Below are 16,346 nucleotides of genomic sequence, written 5' to 3'. Positions count from 1 at the left end.
TCATCACCATGGACGACCGCTCCGTGCAGCGCTTCGTCCGGGACTGCGACCCCAGGGATCTGGTGCTGGCCCTCAAGGCGGCCAATTCGGAGGTGGCCAACAAGCTGTTCACCAACATGTCCACCCGTATGGCCCAGAGCATCAAGGACGACCTGGAGATCACCACCAACGTCCGCATGAAGGACGTGGAGGAGGCCCAGCAGCGCATCGTCGGCATCATCCGCGGACTGGAGGAGAAGGGTGAGATCATCATCCTGAAGGGCGGAAAGGACGATATCATTGCCTAATATTTGGAAAGCCATCCTGCGCCCCAAGGCCGAGCCTTACCGCTTCCCCCAGGCGGAGGAGCTGATCCTGGAAGACGAGGAGCCCGCCGCCCCCCCGCCGCCCTCCGGCGGGGAGACGGAGGCGGGGCCGCCGGAGCTGGACGTCCGGATCGGAGCGGAGGAAGAAGGAGACGCCCCTCCCGAGGAGCCGGAGGCCGATCCGGTGAGCTTCGCCCAGATCCAGGCGGAGCAGATCCTGGCGGACGCCCGCCGGCGGGCCCAGGAGATCGTGGATCAGGCCCGGCTGGAGGCGGAGGTCCGCTCTCAGGAGCTCTATGAGACCTCCCGCCAGAGCGGGCTGGAGGCCGGGCGGGCCGAGGGCGTGGCCCAGGGCGTGGCCCAGGCCATCGAGGAGGGACGCAGGTCCCAGGAACGGCAGGCCGCCGCTCTGGCCGCCGAGTTCGACGCCTTTTTGGAGCGGGCCGGCTCCGCGCTGGACCGGCAGATGGACGACAATGTGGAAGAGCTGCGGGACCTCGCCATCGCCATCGCGGAGAAGGTGGTCTGCGTCAGCCTCAAGAGCAGCAGCGAGGTCATCTGCCGGATGATACAGACCGCCATCGACAAGCGCAAGCGCCGGGAGTGGGCCCATATCTATATCGCGGAATGCGACGCCAAGCACCTGGCCAAGGTCCCCGCCTCGCTGATGACGGCGCTCTCGGCCCTCAGCGACCGGGTGCGCATCATCCCCATGGCGGACGACGAGGCGGGCACCTGCATCATCGAGACGCCCGACGAGATCGTGGACGCCAGCGCCGCCACCCAGATGGACAACATCCGGACGCTGCTGTCCGACGCCGGTCCCATGGAGGAGGGCGTCGGCTTCGGCAGTTTGAACCTGAACCTGGGCGGCGGCGTGTGAGGCAAAAGGAGAAGCTATGTTCCGGCAAATGATCCGTCAGGTCTATAACGCGCAGACCTACAGCCTGACCGGGAAGATCGAGAATATCGTCGGGATGTCCATCGAGGCGTCCGGCGGCCGGGCGGCCGTCGGCGACATCTGCCGGATCTACAACGGCGATTCCGGCGGGCAGGTCACCGCCGAGGTGGTGGGCTTCAAGAACGACCACATCCTGCTGATGCCCTATTCCGACATGGCGGGCATCTCGGCGGGCAACTTCGTCCGCAACACCGGACGGCAGCTGACGCTGCGGGTAGGCGAGTTCCTCCGGGGGCGCATCATCAACGCCATGGGCCAGCCCATCGACGGGAAGGCCACCTTCGAGGGCGGCGAGCTCTACTGCGTCGGCGGTTCTTACATCAATCCCCTCCGCCGCCCCCCGATCCGGGAGCGGATGGAGTTTGGAGTCAAGGCCATCGATGGCATGATCACCATCGGGAAAGGCCAGCGCATCGGCATCTTCGCGGGCTCCGGCGTGGGCAAGTCCACGCTGATGGGCATGATCGCGAAGAACGTCAAGGCGGATATCAACGTCATCGCCCTGGTGGGCGAGCGCGGGCGGGAGGTCCTGGAGTTCGTCCAGAAGGATCTGGGCGAGGAGGGGATGCGCCGCTCCGTGCTGGTGGTGGCGACCTCCGACCAGCCCGCCATGCTGCGGATGAAATGCCCCAGCGTGGCGACGGGCATCGCGGAGTATTTCCGGGACCAGGGGTACGACGTGCTGCTGATGATGGATTCCCTGACCCGGTTCGCCATGGCCCAGCGGGAGATCGGCCTCGCCATCGGCGAGCCCCCGGTGTCCCGGGGCTACACCCCTTCCATGTACGCGGAGATGCCCAAGCTCTTGGAGCGGAGCGGCAATTTCGACAGAGGCTCGATCACCGGCGTCTATACGGTGCTGGTGGAGGGCGACGATACCAACGAACCGATCGCCGACACCGTCCGGGGCATCCTGGACGGCCATATCGTCCTCTCCCGCGCGCTGGCGAACAGCAACCACTACCCGGCCATCGATGTCTCCGCCAGCATCTCCCGTCTGATGGTGGAGATCGTCGACAAGGAGCACCGGCAGCTGGCCTCCCGGGTCCGGGACATCCTCAGCACCTATGAGAAGAACGCGGATCTGGTGGCGATCGGCGCTTATAAGCCCGGGACCAATCGGAACCTGGACTACGCCCTCTCGAAGATCGACGCGGTGAACGGGTTCTTGACCCAGGAGATCGACGAGGCGTTCAGCTATGGCCAGTGCGTGGAGAAGCTGAGGCAGATATTGAACTAAGGAGGGCCGCCCCCTGTGAAGAAGTTCAAGTTTTCCCTGGACACCGTCCTTTCCTATAAGGAGCAGGTCCTGGGCGCCCTCCAGGGCGAATACGCCGAGGCCATGGGCCGCGTGCGCGCCCAGGAGGCCCTGCTGGAGAAGCTGTGGCGGGAGTACCGGGACTGCAACGAGGATTACCGGGACCGGGCGCTGGAGGGCATGCCGATCACGGAGGCCCTGATGTACCAGAACGCCCTCCGGGCCAGCGAGATGGAGATCCAGCGGGAGACGGAGCGGCTGGAGGCGCTGGAGGCCGAGGCCGAGCGGCGGCGGGAGAAGATGGTGGAGGCCAAGAAGGAGACCTCTTCCATCGAGAAGCTGAAGGAGAAGAAGCTGGACGCCTATCACAAGGCGGAGGCCAAGAGCGAGGAGCTGTTCATCGAGGAGTTCGTCAGCTCCACCCGGGCCTCCCAGCCCGGCGTGGGCGCGTGAGCGCTCCGGAGAGAAGGTCCATTCGGGCGCGTGGGAGCGCCGTTTGGAGATAGATATCATACGATGACGAGGAGGTGAGATGAGAGTATGGAACAGTTGATCAACAACATGCTGGCCAACGCGCAGATGCCTCAGATCCCCCAGGTGGGGAAGAAGAGCGAGGGCGTCCAGAAGGACGGCTTCCAGAAGCTGCTGGAGCAGAAGCAGAGCGCCGATGCCCAGGCCGCTCCCAAGCCGGAGAAGACCGACGCCGCGCAGAAGCCGCAGGATGCCCAGACCAGCGAGAGCGCGAAAGGGCCCCAGGAGATCGAACAGCCCCAGCAGCCCCAGGCCGGTATGAAGGAAGGCAAGGAGCTGGAGGAGCAGATGATCCTGGCGGCCATGGCGATGCTCCAGAACCCGGTGGTGCCGGCGGAGCAGGCCGAGATGACGCCGGAGGTCCAGGCCGAGGCCGTGGTGGAGGAGATCGCCCCCCTGGTGGCCGAGACCGTGCTGGCCCCGGAGGAGCAGAGCTTCGTGCCGGAGGCCGGACAGACCGTGGAGACCACGCCGGAGAGCGGCGAGGCCCAGACCGTGGACCCGGACCTGGCGCAAGAGCTGCCCCAGACCATCGAGGCCCCGGAGGCCGCACAGGAGACCGAGGGCCGGACCGTGGAGATCGAGGCAAGGACGGCCGGCCGTGCCGAGCCCCAGGCTGCGGAGGCGGCCGACACCGAGGAGACTGCCGAGCCCCAGGGCGCGGAGGCCGAGACCGCCGTGTTCGAGGAGGTGGAGGCCGTCCCGGTGAAGGTGGGCGAGGCCCCCAAGGCCCGGGAGAGCGAGCAGCCCATGGAGGAGCAGATCGCCCCCAAGCTGGCGCAGGCCCTGCGGGAGGGCGAGACCCGCGTGGAGATCCAGCTGACGCCGGAGAACCTGGGCAAGATCACCGTCGAGATGACGCAGGGCAGGGACGGCGGCCTGGTGGTCCAGATCCACGCGGAGGACCGCGGGACGCAGGAGCTGCTCGGCAAGCACACCACGAACCTGGCCGAGATGCTCGGCCGTGAGACGGAGCAGGAGGTCCGGGTGGAAGTCCCCCGTCAGGAGGAGAGCCAGCGGCAGGACCTCTACGACCAGCAGCAGGGACAGCGCCAGCGCCGCCAGCAGGAGCAGCGCCGGGAGCCGGAGACCAGCAGCGAGGATTTCCTCCAGCAGCTGCGCCTGGGCCTGATCCCCCTGGAGGGGGAATGAGGCCCCGAGACCCCGACAGAAAGGAAGTGAACGGATGGACGCATTGATGCAGGACATCGGCGGGCTTTACGGCACCCATAAGACCAGCACCGGGAAGGACGTCACCATCGCCAGGAAAGGCAGCAACATGGACCTGGACATGACGGACTTCATCCAGCTGATGATCACCCAGCTGACCAGCCAGGGCATCGACGACACCATGGACACCTCTGAGATGCTGAACCAGATGGTGCAGATGCAGATGATCACCTCCATGGTCAACATGACCGACGCCGTGACCATGAACTACTCCGCCTCCCTGGTGGGCAAATACGTCACCGTGGGCAAGTACGGAGACGACGGCAAGCTCCAGGAGGTCTACGGGATGGTCACCGGCACCGGCACCATGGACGGACAGCAGGTCATCTTCATCGACGACGATGAGTACTATTACCTCAGCGACATCATGGCCGTCGGCAAGCTGCCCCCCAAGGAAGAAGAAGACGACAAGGAGACCGGGGACGGCGGCGAGACCGAGGGCGCCGGAGACGCCGGGAGCACCGACAAGACCGAGGGCGGCGGCTCTTCCACAGGGACGACGGGCCCCGTACAGCCCGGCGGCGAGACCACAGGCCCGGACCAGGACGGGAAGGGCGGCACATCGGAGAACAGCGGGGAGTGATCTTCCATGATCGAACGCGTGACCAGACAAAGCCAGGTGCAGCAGATACCGGACGCAGGGAAGCGGATGGCTGCCGGCGGCTTCGCTGCGGCGCTGCAGCAGGAGCTGACGAGGGCCGGGCAGGACGTCCAGTTCTCCAAGCATGCCATGACCCGCGCCGAGGAGCGGGGCATCGAGATCACCCCCATCCTCATCGACCAGATCAAGGGCAGCATGGTGCGGGCCCAGGCCAAGGGCGCCACCAACATCCTGGCGATGGACACCGAGAAGGCATTCATCATCAACGTCCCCCATGGGAAAGTGATCACCGCGATCACCCAGGACGAGATGAAAGACAGCGTATTCACCAACATCGACGGCGCCGTGTTCCTGTAAGGCTACAGATGGCAGGACCGAGTTTCGGAGGCCATCGGCCCCCGTCCGATTGACGGGGGCCGGGCGGCGCGAAGACCGAAAGGAGAACATCCCTCATGACTGGATCTATGTACGCTTCTGTTGCGGGCCTGAAGGCCCACATGCAGAAGCTCACCGTGATAGGCAACAACGTGGCGAACGTCAACACCCAGGGATACAAGAAGCAGCGGACCGTCTTCCGCGACAGCGTCTACAGCATGTATTCCGCCGGTTCCAACGGCACCACCACCGTGGGCGGCATGAACCCCTCTCAGCTGGGTTACGGCTCCATGATCGGGAGCATCGACCTGAACATGTCCTCCTCCAGCTACAACCCCGGCAACACCACGGACTGCGCGCTGGTGGGCGACGGGTTCTTCCTGGTGGGCACCAAGGACGTGGAGAACAGCACGAACCCCGAGACCTATGACCAGAACTTCTCCGCGGAGAACTTCAAGGCCCTGAACCTCACCCGCGTGGGCGATTTCGACATCGGCCCCGACAACTACCTGGTGGACGGCAAGGGCAACGTGGTCTACGGCTTCATGACCACCCGGGACACGATCACGGAGCCCGGCCCGGACGGCAAGCCGGTGACCCGCCAGGTGGTCAGCGACCAGCTGGTGCCCATCCGGCTCCCCCGCTGGGACGAGAACCACAACATCAAATACGCCCGGACGGACCTCACGGTCACGGTGGACGCGAACGGGAACAAGACCGGCACGGCGATCGCGCAGGGCGGGGCCGCCGGGCGGCTGGTGGACGATCAGCCGAACTTCCCGGGCAACACGCCTGACGGCGCGACCCCTCCTGCGGACGGCACGACTGTGGAGACCGAGTATGAGTTCGCCCAGCTGGACAGCATCACCATCGATTCCAAGACCGGCTGCATCTCCGGCACCAGCAAGGCGGACGGGAAGCCGGTGGTCATCGGCTATCTGGCGATCGGCAGCGTCACGAACCCCAACGGCGTGAGCCACATCGGCGAGTCCTATTACAAGTGCAGCGACGGCGCGGGCAGCCTGAGCATCAGCATGCTGGGCGGCGTGCAGAAGGACATCGGCCTCCAGAGCGTGGGCTATTCCCGCCTGGCCGCGGACCCGAACGCCGCGCAGGGCACCCAAACGGAGCCCCTCCCCGGCACGGACATCCTGGGCTGCGACACCGAGATGATGGTCGGCTTCCTGGAGGCCCCCAACGTGGACCTGGCCGAGGAGATCGCCGAGCTCATCACCACCCAGCGCGGCTATCAGGCCAACACCCGCATCATCACCGTCACCGACTCCATGCTGGAAGAGCTTGTCAACATGAAGCGCTGACCGGCTGGCCGGGACGCTGAATAAAATGACGGTCCGCCGGGGCGGGATCCCCGGCGGACCACGGAAGGATGGTCCATTATGATCCTTTTGACGAAGAGGAACCACGACAAATTCCTGGTGAACCACCTGCAGATCGAGCACATCGAGTGCATCCCCGAATCCAAGATCACCATGATGAACCACGATTACTATCTGGTCCGTGAGAGCATCGACGAGATCGTCCGTAAGATCGCGGAATACAACGCCAAGGTCCAAGACATCCACCGCGAGATCGTGGTATCGGACAAGCGTTGATCAAATAGACAGAATACACAGGCCGGGGCCCGGCGCCCGGCCGAGGGAGCGAGGAACTCATCCATGAATATAAACTATATCATCGGTATCGTCGGCGCGTTCGGCGTGTTCCTATTAGGCTGCGTCCTGGGGATCAACATCGGTCCCGACGCGGCGGCGGCGGAGTTACCGCTGTTCACGTTCACGCCGAAAAACCTCTGGAACTTCTTCGACGCGGCATCCATCTTCATCACCATCGGGTGTACGATCTTCGTCGTGCTGGCCAGCTTTTCCGGCGGGATGCTGAAGGCCATCCCGAAGCACTTCAAGATCATCCTGAACAACAAGGCTTACGATCCCAAGGGCTACATCGACCAGCTGGTGGAGCTGGCCCAGATCGCCCGGAAAAACGGCCTTCTGTCCCTGGAGGAGAAGGCCAACGAGCAGGCCGACCCCTTCTTCAAGCAGGCGATCATGCTCATCGTGGACGCCAACGACCAGGATAAGGTCCGGGGCATCCTGGAGAACGACATCGACTGCATGTCCGCCCGGCACGAGGAGGCCGCGGCGATGTACGACAAGGCGTCCAGCGTGGCCCCGGCCTTCGGCATGGTGGGCACGCTGGTGGGCCTGATCAACATGCTGAAGTCCATGAACCTCAGCGACAGCGGCGGAGCCAGCAGCCTGGGCACCAGCATGGGCACCGCCCTGATCACCACGCTGTACGGCTGCCTGCTGGCCCACGTGATCTTCGGGCCCGTGGCCCAGCTCCTCCGGGGCCGGGACAGCGAGGAGTGCCTTTGCAAGCAGATCATCGTGGAGGGCGTCATGGCCATCCAGGCCGGCGAGAACCCCAAGTCCCTCCGGGAGCGGCTCCTGACCTACATGTCCCAGAAGCAGAGGGAGCTTGGCGCTGAAGGCGGCGAGGCGAAGTGATGCGGAGCCGTCTTGGATCGAAGAGGAGGTGAGCGGCAGTGTCCAGGAGGAAAAAGTCCAGCGGAGGCGGAGGCGCCAACTGGATGGATACATACGGCGACATGGTGACGCTGCTGTTGTGCTTCTTCGTGCTTTTGTACTCCATGTCTACCATCAGTGAGGAGAACTGGAAGGCCATCGTCCAGAGCTTCAACCCCTCGGCGGTGCAGACCCCGACGGCCAACACCGGCGCGGGCGGCCCCGACGCCGACCACACCGGGGAGACCGGCATGATGCCCACACCGGAGGAGCAGCAGGAGCAGGTGGAGCAGGATATGCAGTCCCTGATGGAGGCCATCCAGGAGATGGTCGAGAGCCAGAACCTGCAGGACGCCGTGACGGTCAGCTCCGACGGAGGCAAGGTCTTCATCTCGTTCAGCCAATCGGTCTTCTTCGCGGGGGACAGTCCGGTCCTCCTGAAGGAGGCGTATCCCATCTTGGACGCGGTCACGGAGATGCTGGACGGCGTGGCGGGCTCGATCGACGAGGTCCGGGTCCAGGGCCACACCGCCCGGGTGAGGGAGGATCCCAACCGGACGGTCCAGGACCGGACGCTGGCCAGCCAGCGGGCGACCAACGTGGTCATCTACATCCAAGATCACGGCATCCTGAACCCGGCGCGCCTGGTGAGCGAGGGCTTCGGCGAGTGGCGGCCCATCGCGGCCAACGACACTCCCGAGAACCGGGCCAAGAACCGGCGGGTGGAGATGATCATCAGCGGCCGGGACATCGAGGCGGAGCTCGCCGGCGAGGCGACGCTCTCGCAGTTCGAGCAGGTCTTCGAGGTCATCGCCTGACCTTCGCCGGCCGGGACCGGCCGCAGGGCGGCGCAGTCCCGATCCGGGCAGGTCTTTGAAGTTATCGTTGACTAAACGGCCTTTGGCCAATACCATAGCAGAATAGGGGGGATGACATGGCAGACGTATTATCGCAAGCGCAGATTGATGCTTTGCTGAACGCGGTTCGAAGCGGAGACAAGGACCTGGAGCAATCCAGTGAGAACCAGGAAAAGAAGTATCAAAAATACGACTTCAGCAGTCCCCGTAAATTCACCAAAGACCGCATCAAGATGCTCAACGGCATCTTCGACAACTATTCCCGCGTGATCGGCTCCCGGCTGAACGGGCGGCTGCGCTCCACCTGCGAGATCACGGTGGAGAGCATCGAAGAACAGCGTTATTACGAGTTTTCCAATGCCCTGACGGAGGGCGATGTGCTGGGGCTGATCGATGTGGGCCTGAAAGACCAGGTGCAGGAGACGCCGGCGATGCTTTTCATCTCCACCACCACGGCGCTGAGCATGATGGACCGTATGCTGGGCGGCGAGGGCACGGTGGACGACGAGCTGGACTCCGACTACAGCTACACGGACCTGGAGCTGAAGCTCTTCGAGGACCTGGCCCAGGACATCGTCAAGGTGATGGGGCGGAGCTGGGAGAATTACGTGCCCATCAGCTTCATCTACAGCCGCACGGAGGTCAACCCCACGCTGAACCAGGTCATCGGCCTGGACGAGACGGTGGTGATCGTGGACCTGAAGATGCAGTTCCCCAACCTGTCGGGACGGATGAGCATCTGCCTGCCCGGCGAGGTCCTGACCAACATCTTCGCCGAGATCAGCCGGGAGAACCCCATCCGCAAGGTCGCGGCCGAGGACAAGTCGGAGGAGATCTTCGACAAACTGCGCGACTCCAAGCTGGAGATCATCGCGGAGCTGCCCAGCACTCAGCTGTCCCTCAGCGACATCTACCACTTGAACGTGGGGGACGTCATCGATCTTGGACAGCCTAAGGAAACGCCCGTCTTCCTGGAGATCGGCGGTTATCACTGGTTCACCGGGAAAATGGGTACCCACAAGAAAAACATGGCTGTGAAGATAGATGAAGTATGCTATCAGCTTGAGCAAAGGAGCGAGTAGACGGAATGGAGAAACTGTTATTTAGCCCGATGGAGACCGACGCCCTCGGGGAAATGATGAATATCAGCCTTGGCTCCTCTGCCACCGCGGTATCCAATCTTTTGGAGCACAGAGTCGATATCACGACACCAAAAGTCACGGCGATCAAGACAGCGGACTTCGCCCTGGGCAACCTGGAGCCCGCCATGGGCGTCGAGATCAAGTACGTAGAGGGGCTCCAGGGCAGCAACTTCATGCTGCTCAAGCGGAGCGACATCAAGGTCATCGTGGACATCCTCATGGGCGGCGAGTCGCCGGACGAGGAGTTCGAGCTCAACGAGCTGACCATCAGCGCCGTGTGCGAGGTCATGAACCAGATGATGGGCGCCGCCGCCACGGCCATGAGCGATTTCCTGGGCTATCAGGTGGATATCTCCACTCCGCAGCCGTTCGAACTGGACGATCTGGAAGCGTTCAAGCGGGAGCACCTGCCTCAGGGGGCGGAGAACATCGTCATCGTCCGCTTCTCCCTGAAGATCGAGGGGGCCCTGGAGAGCGAGTTCATGAACGTCATGAGCGTGGAGCTGGCCAAGGAGCTTTTGAGGGGCCTGGGCTTGGACAGCGAGGAGGAGGCGGAAGCCGCCCCCGCTCCCGCCCCGGAGCCCGAGCCGGAGCCTGCCCCCGCCTTCCAGCCCTCGGGCGACCCCAACCGGAAGATGAGCCAGGAGGAGATCGAGGCGATGATGGCCGGCATCGCGTCCGGCAGCATCTCTGAGCCCGCTCCGCCCCCCGCTCCCGAACCGGAGCCCTCCAACAAGAAGATGAGCCAGGAGGAGATCGAGGCGATGATGGCCGGCATGGCCGGCGGCGCCCCGGCCCCCGCTCCGACACCGGCTCCCGCTCCCGCAGCGGCCCCGCAGCCCGCCCCGCAGCCGGCTGCCCCTCAGCAGCAGCCAGGGGCCGCGGCGGCGCAGATGCCCCAGATGCCCCAGATGCCCCAGATGCCCCAGATGCCGCCTTATCCCATGCCGGATGGCATGAATGGGATGTATCCGCCGATGTATTATCCGTATCCGTATCCCTATCCGCCCCAGCCGGCCGCGGCGCCGCCGGAGCCGAAGGTGATCAATACCAAGCCCGCTCCGCTGAGGGATCTGGATCCGGCGGACGTCTTGGGGAGGGAACAGGCCCAGAACCTGGACCTGATCATGGAGGTGCCGCTCCAGGTGACCGTGGAGATCGGACGGACCCAGCGGAAGGTCCAGGACATCCTGGAGTTCTCCAAGGGGTCCCTGGTGGTGCTCGACAAACTGGCGGGCGACCAGGTGGATCTGTTCGTCAACGGCAAATGCGTGGCCAAGGGCGACGTGGTGGTGATCGACGACAATTTCGGCGTCCGCATCACGGAGATCGTCCAGGATCCCGTGATCGAACTGGCGAAAAAATAAGACGCCGGACCCAAGCGGAACAGCGAAACGGCGCTTTGAAATAATCATCAATTGGATAAGAAGGAAGGAATACAACAATGGCTAAGAAGATCCTGCTGGTCGATGACGCTGCCTTTATGCGGAAGATGATCAAAGACACCCTGAGCAAGAATGGATATACCGAGCTTTATGAGGCTGTGGACGGTGCCGATGCGGTGGAGAAGTTCGGCGAGATCGGCCCCGACCTGGTGATCATGGACATCACCATGCCCAACATGGACGGTCTGGAGGCCCTGAAGGCCATCCGCGCCAAGGACAGCAGCGCCAATGTGGTCATGTGCTCCGCCATGGGCCAGGAGAGCATGGTCATGGACGCGGTGCGCTCCGGCGCGAAGGATTTCATCGTGAAGCCCTTCAAGCCCGACCGCGTGCTGAAGACCGTCAGCACGATCCTGGGCAATCCCTGACGGGATGCTGGGGGAGGACGCGGCGGCCCTGGCCTCCTTCTTGTGGCTGATCGTCTGCGTCGTCCTGGTCCTGGGCCTGGCCTACTGGTGCACGCGCTATATCGCGGGCCGGGGGGGCTTCGGCGCCCTGCAGGGCGGACGGCGGATGGAGGTCCTGGACCGTCTGCCGCTGGGACGGGATCAGAGCGTGATCTTGGCCCGGGTGGGCGGACGGTACCTGCTCCTGGGGGCCGGGACGGCGGGGGTGACCCTGCTGGCGGAGCTCACCGCGGAGGAGGCCGCCTCCTGGGAGCCGCCTCCGGCGGGCCAGGAGGGGACGGGCTTCAAGGAGGCTTTCCTCACCATCATGAAACAGAAGGGGCGGAGGTGAATCGGAGTTGCCGGAAGGGCTTATCAATGTGAACGGCGAGAACGTGCAGGCGCTGGAGATCATCTTCCTGATGACGATGATCACGCTCCTGCCCTCTCTCGTGGTGATGATGACGTCCTTCGCCCGGTTTGTCATCTCCTTCTCGTTCCTGCGCAGCGCCATGGGCACCCAGCAGACACCGCCCAACCTCGTGCTGATCGGACTGGCGCTTTTCCTGACCTTTTACACCATGTCGCCCACCATCACCCGCATCCAGGAGGAAGCCTATGAGCCCTATCGGGCGGAGGAGATCTCTCAGGAGGAGTTCCTGGAACGGGCCGCGGTGCCCCTGGCCGAGTTCATGGCCCGGAACACCAAGATCAGCACCTTGGAGATGTTCTGCGACATGGCCCATGTAGACATGCCGGAGGAGGTCAACGTGGACACGGTGGTGGAGACGCTGCCGCTGCGGATCATCGTGCCCTCCTTCGTGACCTGCGAACTCTCGAAGGCGTTCACCATCGGACTGCTGCTGTACATCCCCTTCATGCTGATCGACATCGTGGTGTCCTGTACGCTGATGTCCATGGGCATGATCATGCTGCCGCCGTCCATGATCTCCGCGCCGTTCAAGCTGCTGCTGTTCGTGACCCTAAACGGGTGGGAGCTGCTGTTCTCCACCCTGGTGCGGGGCTTCCATTAGCGGAGGGCTGAGGGATGGATACGGGAATGATAACCGACGTGATGCGGGACGCCGTGGGCGTGGTCATCAAGCTGGGCGGGCCCATGCTGATCTTGAGCATGGCGGCCGGCGTGGTGGTGGCCGTCTTCCAGGCGGTGACCCAGATCCACGAGCAGACCATCGGCTTCATCTTGAAGGTGGTCATCATCGTGGGAGTCCTGCTCCTCTCGGGCGGCTGGATGCTGACGACGCTCCAGGAGTACACCCGGGAGATCTTCGACCTGATGACGCGGATCTAGCGGAGGCGCCTTATGATAGACGAGGGGGCCCTGACGCTCTTTTTGCTGATCACGGCCCGGATGAGCGGCTTCGTGGGCTTCAACCCCCTTCTGAGCCGCCAGAATTTCCCCGCGCCGTTCAAGGCCGGGTTCACCCTGGTCCTTTCCGCCTTCACCTATTCGGTGGTGGGGGGACGGGTGGAGCCGCCTTCGGGCGTCCTGCCCCTGGCGGCGTCGATGCTGCTGGAGGTGGGCGTGGGGTTCATCCTGGGGCTGATCGTACACTTTTTCTTTTATATCCCCCAGCTGGCGGGCCTGGCCATCGACACCCAGATGGGCATGACCATGAGCCAGATCTACGACGCCGGCTCCCGGTCCAACATGTCCGTGACGGGGACGCTGCTGAACACCCTGATGATCTTGCTGTTCTTCGCCGGGAACGGCCATCATACACTGCTGCGGATCATGATCACCTCCGGCGAGGTGGTGGGGTACGGCCGCGTCGCCCTGGGGAACGACGTCACCGAGCTGGCGCTGGAGCTGTTCATCGAGTGCACGGTGCTGGCGGTGAAGCTGGCCATGCCGGTGCTGGCGGCGGAGCTGATCGGCCAGCTTGGGATGGGCGTCTTGATGAAGGTCATCCCCCAGATCAATGTGTTTTCCATCAATATCGAGTTGAAGGTCCTGGTCGGCCTGGCCCTGCTGCTGACGCTGATGCTCCCGTTCAGCGAGTTCTTGCTGGAGGCGGAGCAGACCATGCTGGGCAGCCTCCATGACATGCTGAGGCTGATGGCCTGAGACCGTGCGCACGCCCAAAGGGGGGATGACCGTTGGCGGAGGGTTCTAAGACCGAGAAAGCGACCCCAAAAAAGCGAAGAGACGAACGGAAGAAGGGCAACGTCTTCCTCAGTCAGGACGCCGTGGCGGTGGTCACGCTCCTTGGTTCCTTCGCCATGTTCTGGATGATGTCCGGGAAGATCGCGGAGCAGCTGGCGGGGTTCATGCGTTTTTGCTTCGCGGAGTGCGACCTTTCCGGGGGCATCGTCATCGGCGACGCGCTCCGGGAGATCATGATGCAGGCCCTGGGGATGATGTCGCGGACCGTGCTCCCGATCACCCTGGTGACGGCGCTGTGCGCGGTCGTCGCGACCTTCGCCCAGACGAGGCTGCTGGTCAGCAGCGAACTGATGAAGCCGAAATTCAGCCGCATCAACCCTTTGGAGGGCTTCAAGCGGCTGTTCTCCCTGAAAAGCGCGATCAATGCTTTGAAGGGCATCCTGAAGATCTGCATCCTCATGGTCATCGTCTATATCAGCATCGAGGGCATGTTCCATGAGAGCGCGAAATATCTGTACGTGGACCTGCGGGCCTCCTCGGCCCACCTGTTCTCCAGGGGCATGAGCATGATCGTCAAGGTCGGCATCGCCTTCATCGCCTTGGCCGCGCTGGATTTCCTGTACCAATGGTGGGATTACGAGCGGCAGCTGCGCATGAGCAAGCAGGAGATCAAGGAAGAATACAAACAGCTGGAAGGCGACCCCCAGATCAAGTCCAAGATCAAAGAGATGCAGCGCAAGCGGGCACAGAGCCGCATGATGCAGCAGGTGCCCCAGGCGGACGTGGTCATCCGGAACCCCACCCATTTCGCCGTGGCCCTCCGGTACCGCCCGGACGAGGACGCCGCGCCCATCGTGCTGGCGAAAGGCATGGATGAGCTGGCCCTGCGCATCGTGAAGGTGGCGGAGGAGAACAAGGTGCCCACCATCGAGAACGTGCCCCTGGCCCGCGCCCTCTATGCGGACGCGGAACTGGACCAGGAGATCCCGCCGGAGCTGTACAACCCGGTGGCGGAGGTGCTGGTCTACATCTTCCGGCTGAACGAAGACCATAAGTTAGTAAAATAAATTTGCCGCTCCATCCAAAGGATAGAGGGAGGACAGAGCAGTCCGGCGCGGAGCGCGCCGGGGCGGGAAGGAACATGCGGGACAGGAGGTGACCGGCGCTTGAGAAGGATCCTTGACAATGCAATATCCCTCGCCGTCGTGGTCATCGTCCTGTTCTTGATCATCCCCCTGCCCACGCCCCTGCTGGACATCCTGCTGGTGGTGAACATCGGCTTGTCCGTCATGATCTTGATGATCACGATGAACATCTCGGAGGCCCTGGAGTTCTCCATCTTCCCATCCTTACTGCTGATCACCACGCTGTTCCGATTGGGACTGAACGTCTCCACGACGCGCCAGATCCTCTGGCACGGCTACGCCGGCGAGGTCATCCAGAACTTCGGCGGATTGATCACCGGCGGCAACATCGTCGTCGGCGTGGTCATCTTCCTCATCATCGTGCTGGTGCAGTTCATCGTCATCACGAAGGGCGCCGAGCGCGTGGCCGAGGTCGCCGCCCGGTTCACCCTGGACGCCATGCCCGGCAAGCAGATGGCCATCGACGCCGACCTGAGCTCCGGGCTCATCGATGAGCAGGAGGCCAAGGAGCGGCGCTATAAGATCCAAAAAGAGGCCGACTTCTACGGCGCCATGGACGGCGCCACCAAGATCGTCAAGGGCGACGCCACGATGTCGATCATCATCACGCTGATCAACTTCATCGGCGGCACCGTCATCGGCATGGTGATGAACGCCGGGACCTTCTCCGACGTCATCTCCCGCTACTCCATCGTCACCATCGGCGACGGCCTGGTCTCCCAGCTCCCGGCGCTGATGATCTCCACCGCGACGGGCATGATCGTCACCCGGTCCGTGTCCGAGGGCAGTTTGAACAAGGACGTCATCGGCCAGTTCAAGAACCAGCCCCGGGCCATCATGACCACCGGCGTCATCCTGCTGTTCCTGGCGGCCATCCCCAACACGCCCCATCTGGCCCTGGCCATCGGCGGCGGCCTGCTTTTGGGCGTGGGCTGGTTCGTCAGCAGCCGCATGGAGCGGGAGCGGCAGGAGACCGCGGCCCTCCAGGCCGCTGCGGAACAGCAGCAGGCCAGCGCGGAGGCCGCGCCCAGCGAGACCGACTATTACAAGGACATCAACAACGTCTACAACCTCCTCTCGGTGGAGCCCATCGAGATGGAGTTTGGATACAGCCTCATCCCCATGGTGGATGAGAGCCACGGCGGCAAGCTCATCAGCCGCATCGTCATCTTCCGCCGCCAGTATGCCCAGGACATGGGCTTCGTCTTCCCCTCCATCCGGCTGCACGACGCCTCGTCCCTGGGGACGAACCAGTACGTCATCCGGATCCGGGGCGAGGAAGTGGCCCGGGGCGAGATCCTGGTGGACTACTACCTGGCCCTGGAGCCCGCCAACCCCCTGGGCGAGATCGACGGCATCGAGACCATCGAGCCCGCCTACGGCATCCCCTCCCGGTGGATCCTGCCGGAGAACAAGGAGATGGCGGAGATCTACGG

Annotated in this window: 20 protein-coding genes; all 20 read left to right on the top strand. The window is 63.6% G+C overall.

All coding sequences use genetic code 11. The features are described from left to right. Positions 1 to 287, top strand: a 287-nt coding sequence (locus tag QZ332_RS10610; protein WP_295765126.1) for a FliG C-terminal domain-containing protein, incomplete at its 5' end; no start/stop codon positions are given. Further along, a complete protein-coding gene (locus QZ332_RS10605; protein WP_295765124.1) occupies positions 280 to 1,188 on the top strand; it encodes a FliH/SctL family protein in 909 nt (302 codons plus the stop codon). The genes QZ332_RS10610 and QZ332_RS10605, both read left to right, overlap by 8 nt. A gap of 16 nt (positions 1,189 to 1,204) precedes the next feature. After that, a complete protein-coding gene (gene fliI / locus QZ332_RS10600) occupies positions 1,205 to 2,506 on the top strand; it encodes a flagellar protein export ATPase FliI (protein ID WP_295765122.1) in 1,302 nt (433 codons plus the stop codon). Between the two features lie 15 nt (positions 2,507 to 2,521). Beyond that, positions 2,522 to 2,977 (top strand): flagellar export protein FliJ, encoded by a 456-nt coding sequence (gene fliJ, locus QZ332_RS10595; protein WP_295765120.1) that lies wholly within the window; start codon positions 2,522 to 2,524, stop codon positions 2,975 to 2,977. A gap of 87 nt (positions 2,978 to 3,064) precedes the next feature. Continuing rightward, a complete protein-coding gene (locus tag QZ332_RS10590; protein WP_295765118.1) occupies positions 3,065 to 4,207 on the top strand; it encodes a flagellar hook-length control protein FliK in 1,143 nt (380 codons plus the stop codon). A gap of 34 nt (positions 4,208 to 4,241) precedes the next feature. Then, the gene (locus tag QZ332_RS10585; protein ID WP_295765116.1) at positions 4,242 to 4,868 is read left to right on the top strand and encodes a flagellar hook capping FlgD N-terminal domain-containing protein; all 627 of its coding nucleotides are present in this window, start codon (positions 4,242 to 4,244) and stop codon (positions 4,866 to 4,868) included. Between the two features lie 6 nt (positions 4,869 to 4,874). Then, positions 4,875 to 5,243 (top strand): TIGR02530 family flagellar biosynthesis protein, encoded by a 369-nt coding sequence (locus tag QZ332_RS10580; protein WP_295765114.1) that lies wholly within the window; start codon positions 4,875 to 4,877, stop codon positions 5,241 to 5,243. A 107-nt stretch (positions 5,244 to 5,350) separates the two neighbouring features. Continuing rightward, positions 5,351 to 6,580, top strand: coding sequence for a flagellar hook-basal body complex protein (locus QZ332_RS10575; protein ID WP_295765112.1), 1,230 nt, complete (start codon positions 5,351 to 5,353; stop codon positions 6,578 to 6,580). Positions 6,581 to 6,658: 78 nt separating this feature from the next. Then, on the top strand, positions 6,659 to 6,874 hold the full coding sequence (locus QZ332_RS10570) for a flagellar FlbD family protein (RefSeq protein WP_295765110.1): 216 nt from the start codon (positions 6,659 to 6,661) through the stop codon (positions 6,872 to 6,874). A 63-nt stretch (positions 6,875 to 6,937) separates the two neighbouring features. Then, positions 6,938 to 7,789, top strand: a complete 852-nt coding sequence (locus QZ332_RS10565; RefSeq protein WP_295765109.1) for a motility protein A — start codon at positions 6,938 to 6,940, stop codon at positions 7,787 to 7,789. Positions 7,790 to 7,827: 38 nt separating this feature from the next. Continuing rightward, complete coding sequence (locus QZ332_RS10560) at positions 7,828 to 8,625, top strand: flagellar motor protein MotB (RefSeq protein ID WP_295765107.1); 798 nt, start codon at positions 7,828 to 7,830, stop codon at positions 8,623 to 8,625. A 116-nt stretch (positions 8,626 to 8,741) separates the two neighbouring features. Continuing rightward, complete coding sequence (locus QZ332_RS10555; protein WP_295765105.1) at positions 8,742 to 9,746, top strand: flagellar motor switch protein FliM; 1,005 nt, start codon at positions 8,742 to 8,744, stop codon at positions 9,744 to 9,746. 5 nt (positions 9,747 to 9,751) lie between these two features. Beyond that, entirely contained in the window at positions 9,752 to 11,173 is a 1,422-nt protein-coding gene (gene fliN / locus QZ332_RS10550) for a flagellar motor switch protein FliN (protein ID WP_295765103.1), read from the top strand. Positions 11,174 to 11,250: 77 nt separating this feature from the next. After that, positions 11,251 to 11,619: a response regulator gene (locus QZ332_RS10545; protein WP_295765101.1), complete on the top strand. Its 369-nt coding sequence runs from the start codon at positions 11,251 to 11,253 to the stop codon at positions 11,617 to 11,619. 4 nt (positions 11,620 to 11,623) lie between these two features. Next, the gene (fliO, locus tag QZ332_RS10540; protein ID WP_295765099.1) at positions 11,624 to 11,989 is read left to right on the top strand and encodes a flagellar biosynthetic protein FliO; all 366 of its coding nucleotides are present in this window, start codon (positions 11,624 to 11,626) and stop codon (positions 11,987 to 11,989) included. A 7-nt stretch (positions 11,990 to 11,996) separates the two neighbouring features. Continuing rightward, positions 11,997 to 12,671, top strand: a complete 675-nt coding sequence (gene fliP / locus QZ332_RS10535; RefSeq protein ID WP_295765097.1) for a flagellar type III secretion system pore protein FliP — start codon at positions 11,997 to 11,999, stop codon at positions 12,669 to 12,671. Positions 12,672 to 12,685: 14 nt separating this feature from the next. Continuing rightward, complete coding sequence (gene fliQ, locus QZ332_RS10530) at positions 12,686 to 12,949, top strand: flagellar biosynthesis protein FliQ (protein WP_295765095.1); 264 nt, start codon at positions 12,686 to 12,688, stop codon at positions 12,947 to 12,949. A 12-nt stretch (positions 12,950 to 12,961) separates the two neighbouring features. After that, the gene (locus QZ332_RS10525; protein ID WP_295765093.1) at positions 12,962 to 13,726 is read left to right on the top strand and encodes a flagellar biosynthetic protein FliR; all 765 of its coding nucleotides are present in this window, start codon (positions 12,962 to 12,964) and stop codon (positions 13,724 to 13,726) included. Positions 13,727 to 13,758: 32 nt separating this feature from the next. After that, positions 13,759 to 14,832, top strand: coding sequence for a flagellar biosynthesis protein FlhB (gene flhB / locus QZ332_RS10520; protein WP_295765091.1), 1,074 nt, complete (start codon positions 13,759 to 13,761; stop codon positions 14,830 to 14,832). 99 nt (positions 14,833 to 14,931) lie between these two features. Continuing rightward, on the top strand, positions 14,932 to 16,346 hold a 1,415-nt coding region (locus tag QZ332_RS10515; protein ID WP_295765089.1), incomplete at its 3' end, for a flagellar biosynthesis protein FlhA.

This window comes from uncultured Oscillibacter sp. (assembly GCF_910584465.1).
Classification (GTDB): Bacteria; Bacillota; Clostridia; order Oscillospirales; family Oscillospiraceae; genus Oscillibacter.
The sequence above is the reverse complement of the archived record's forward strand: the minus strand, read 5'-3'. Positions and strand labels throughout refer to the sequence as shown.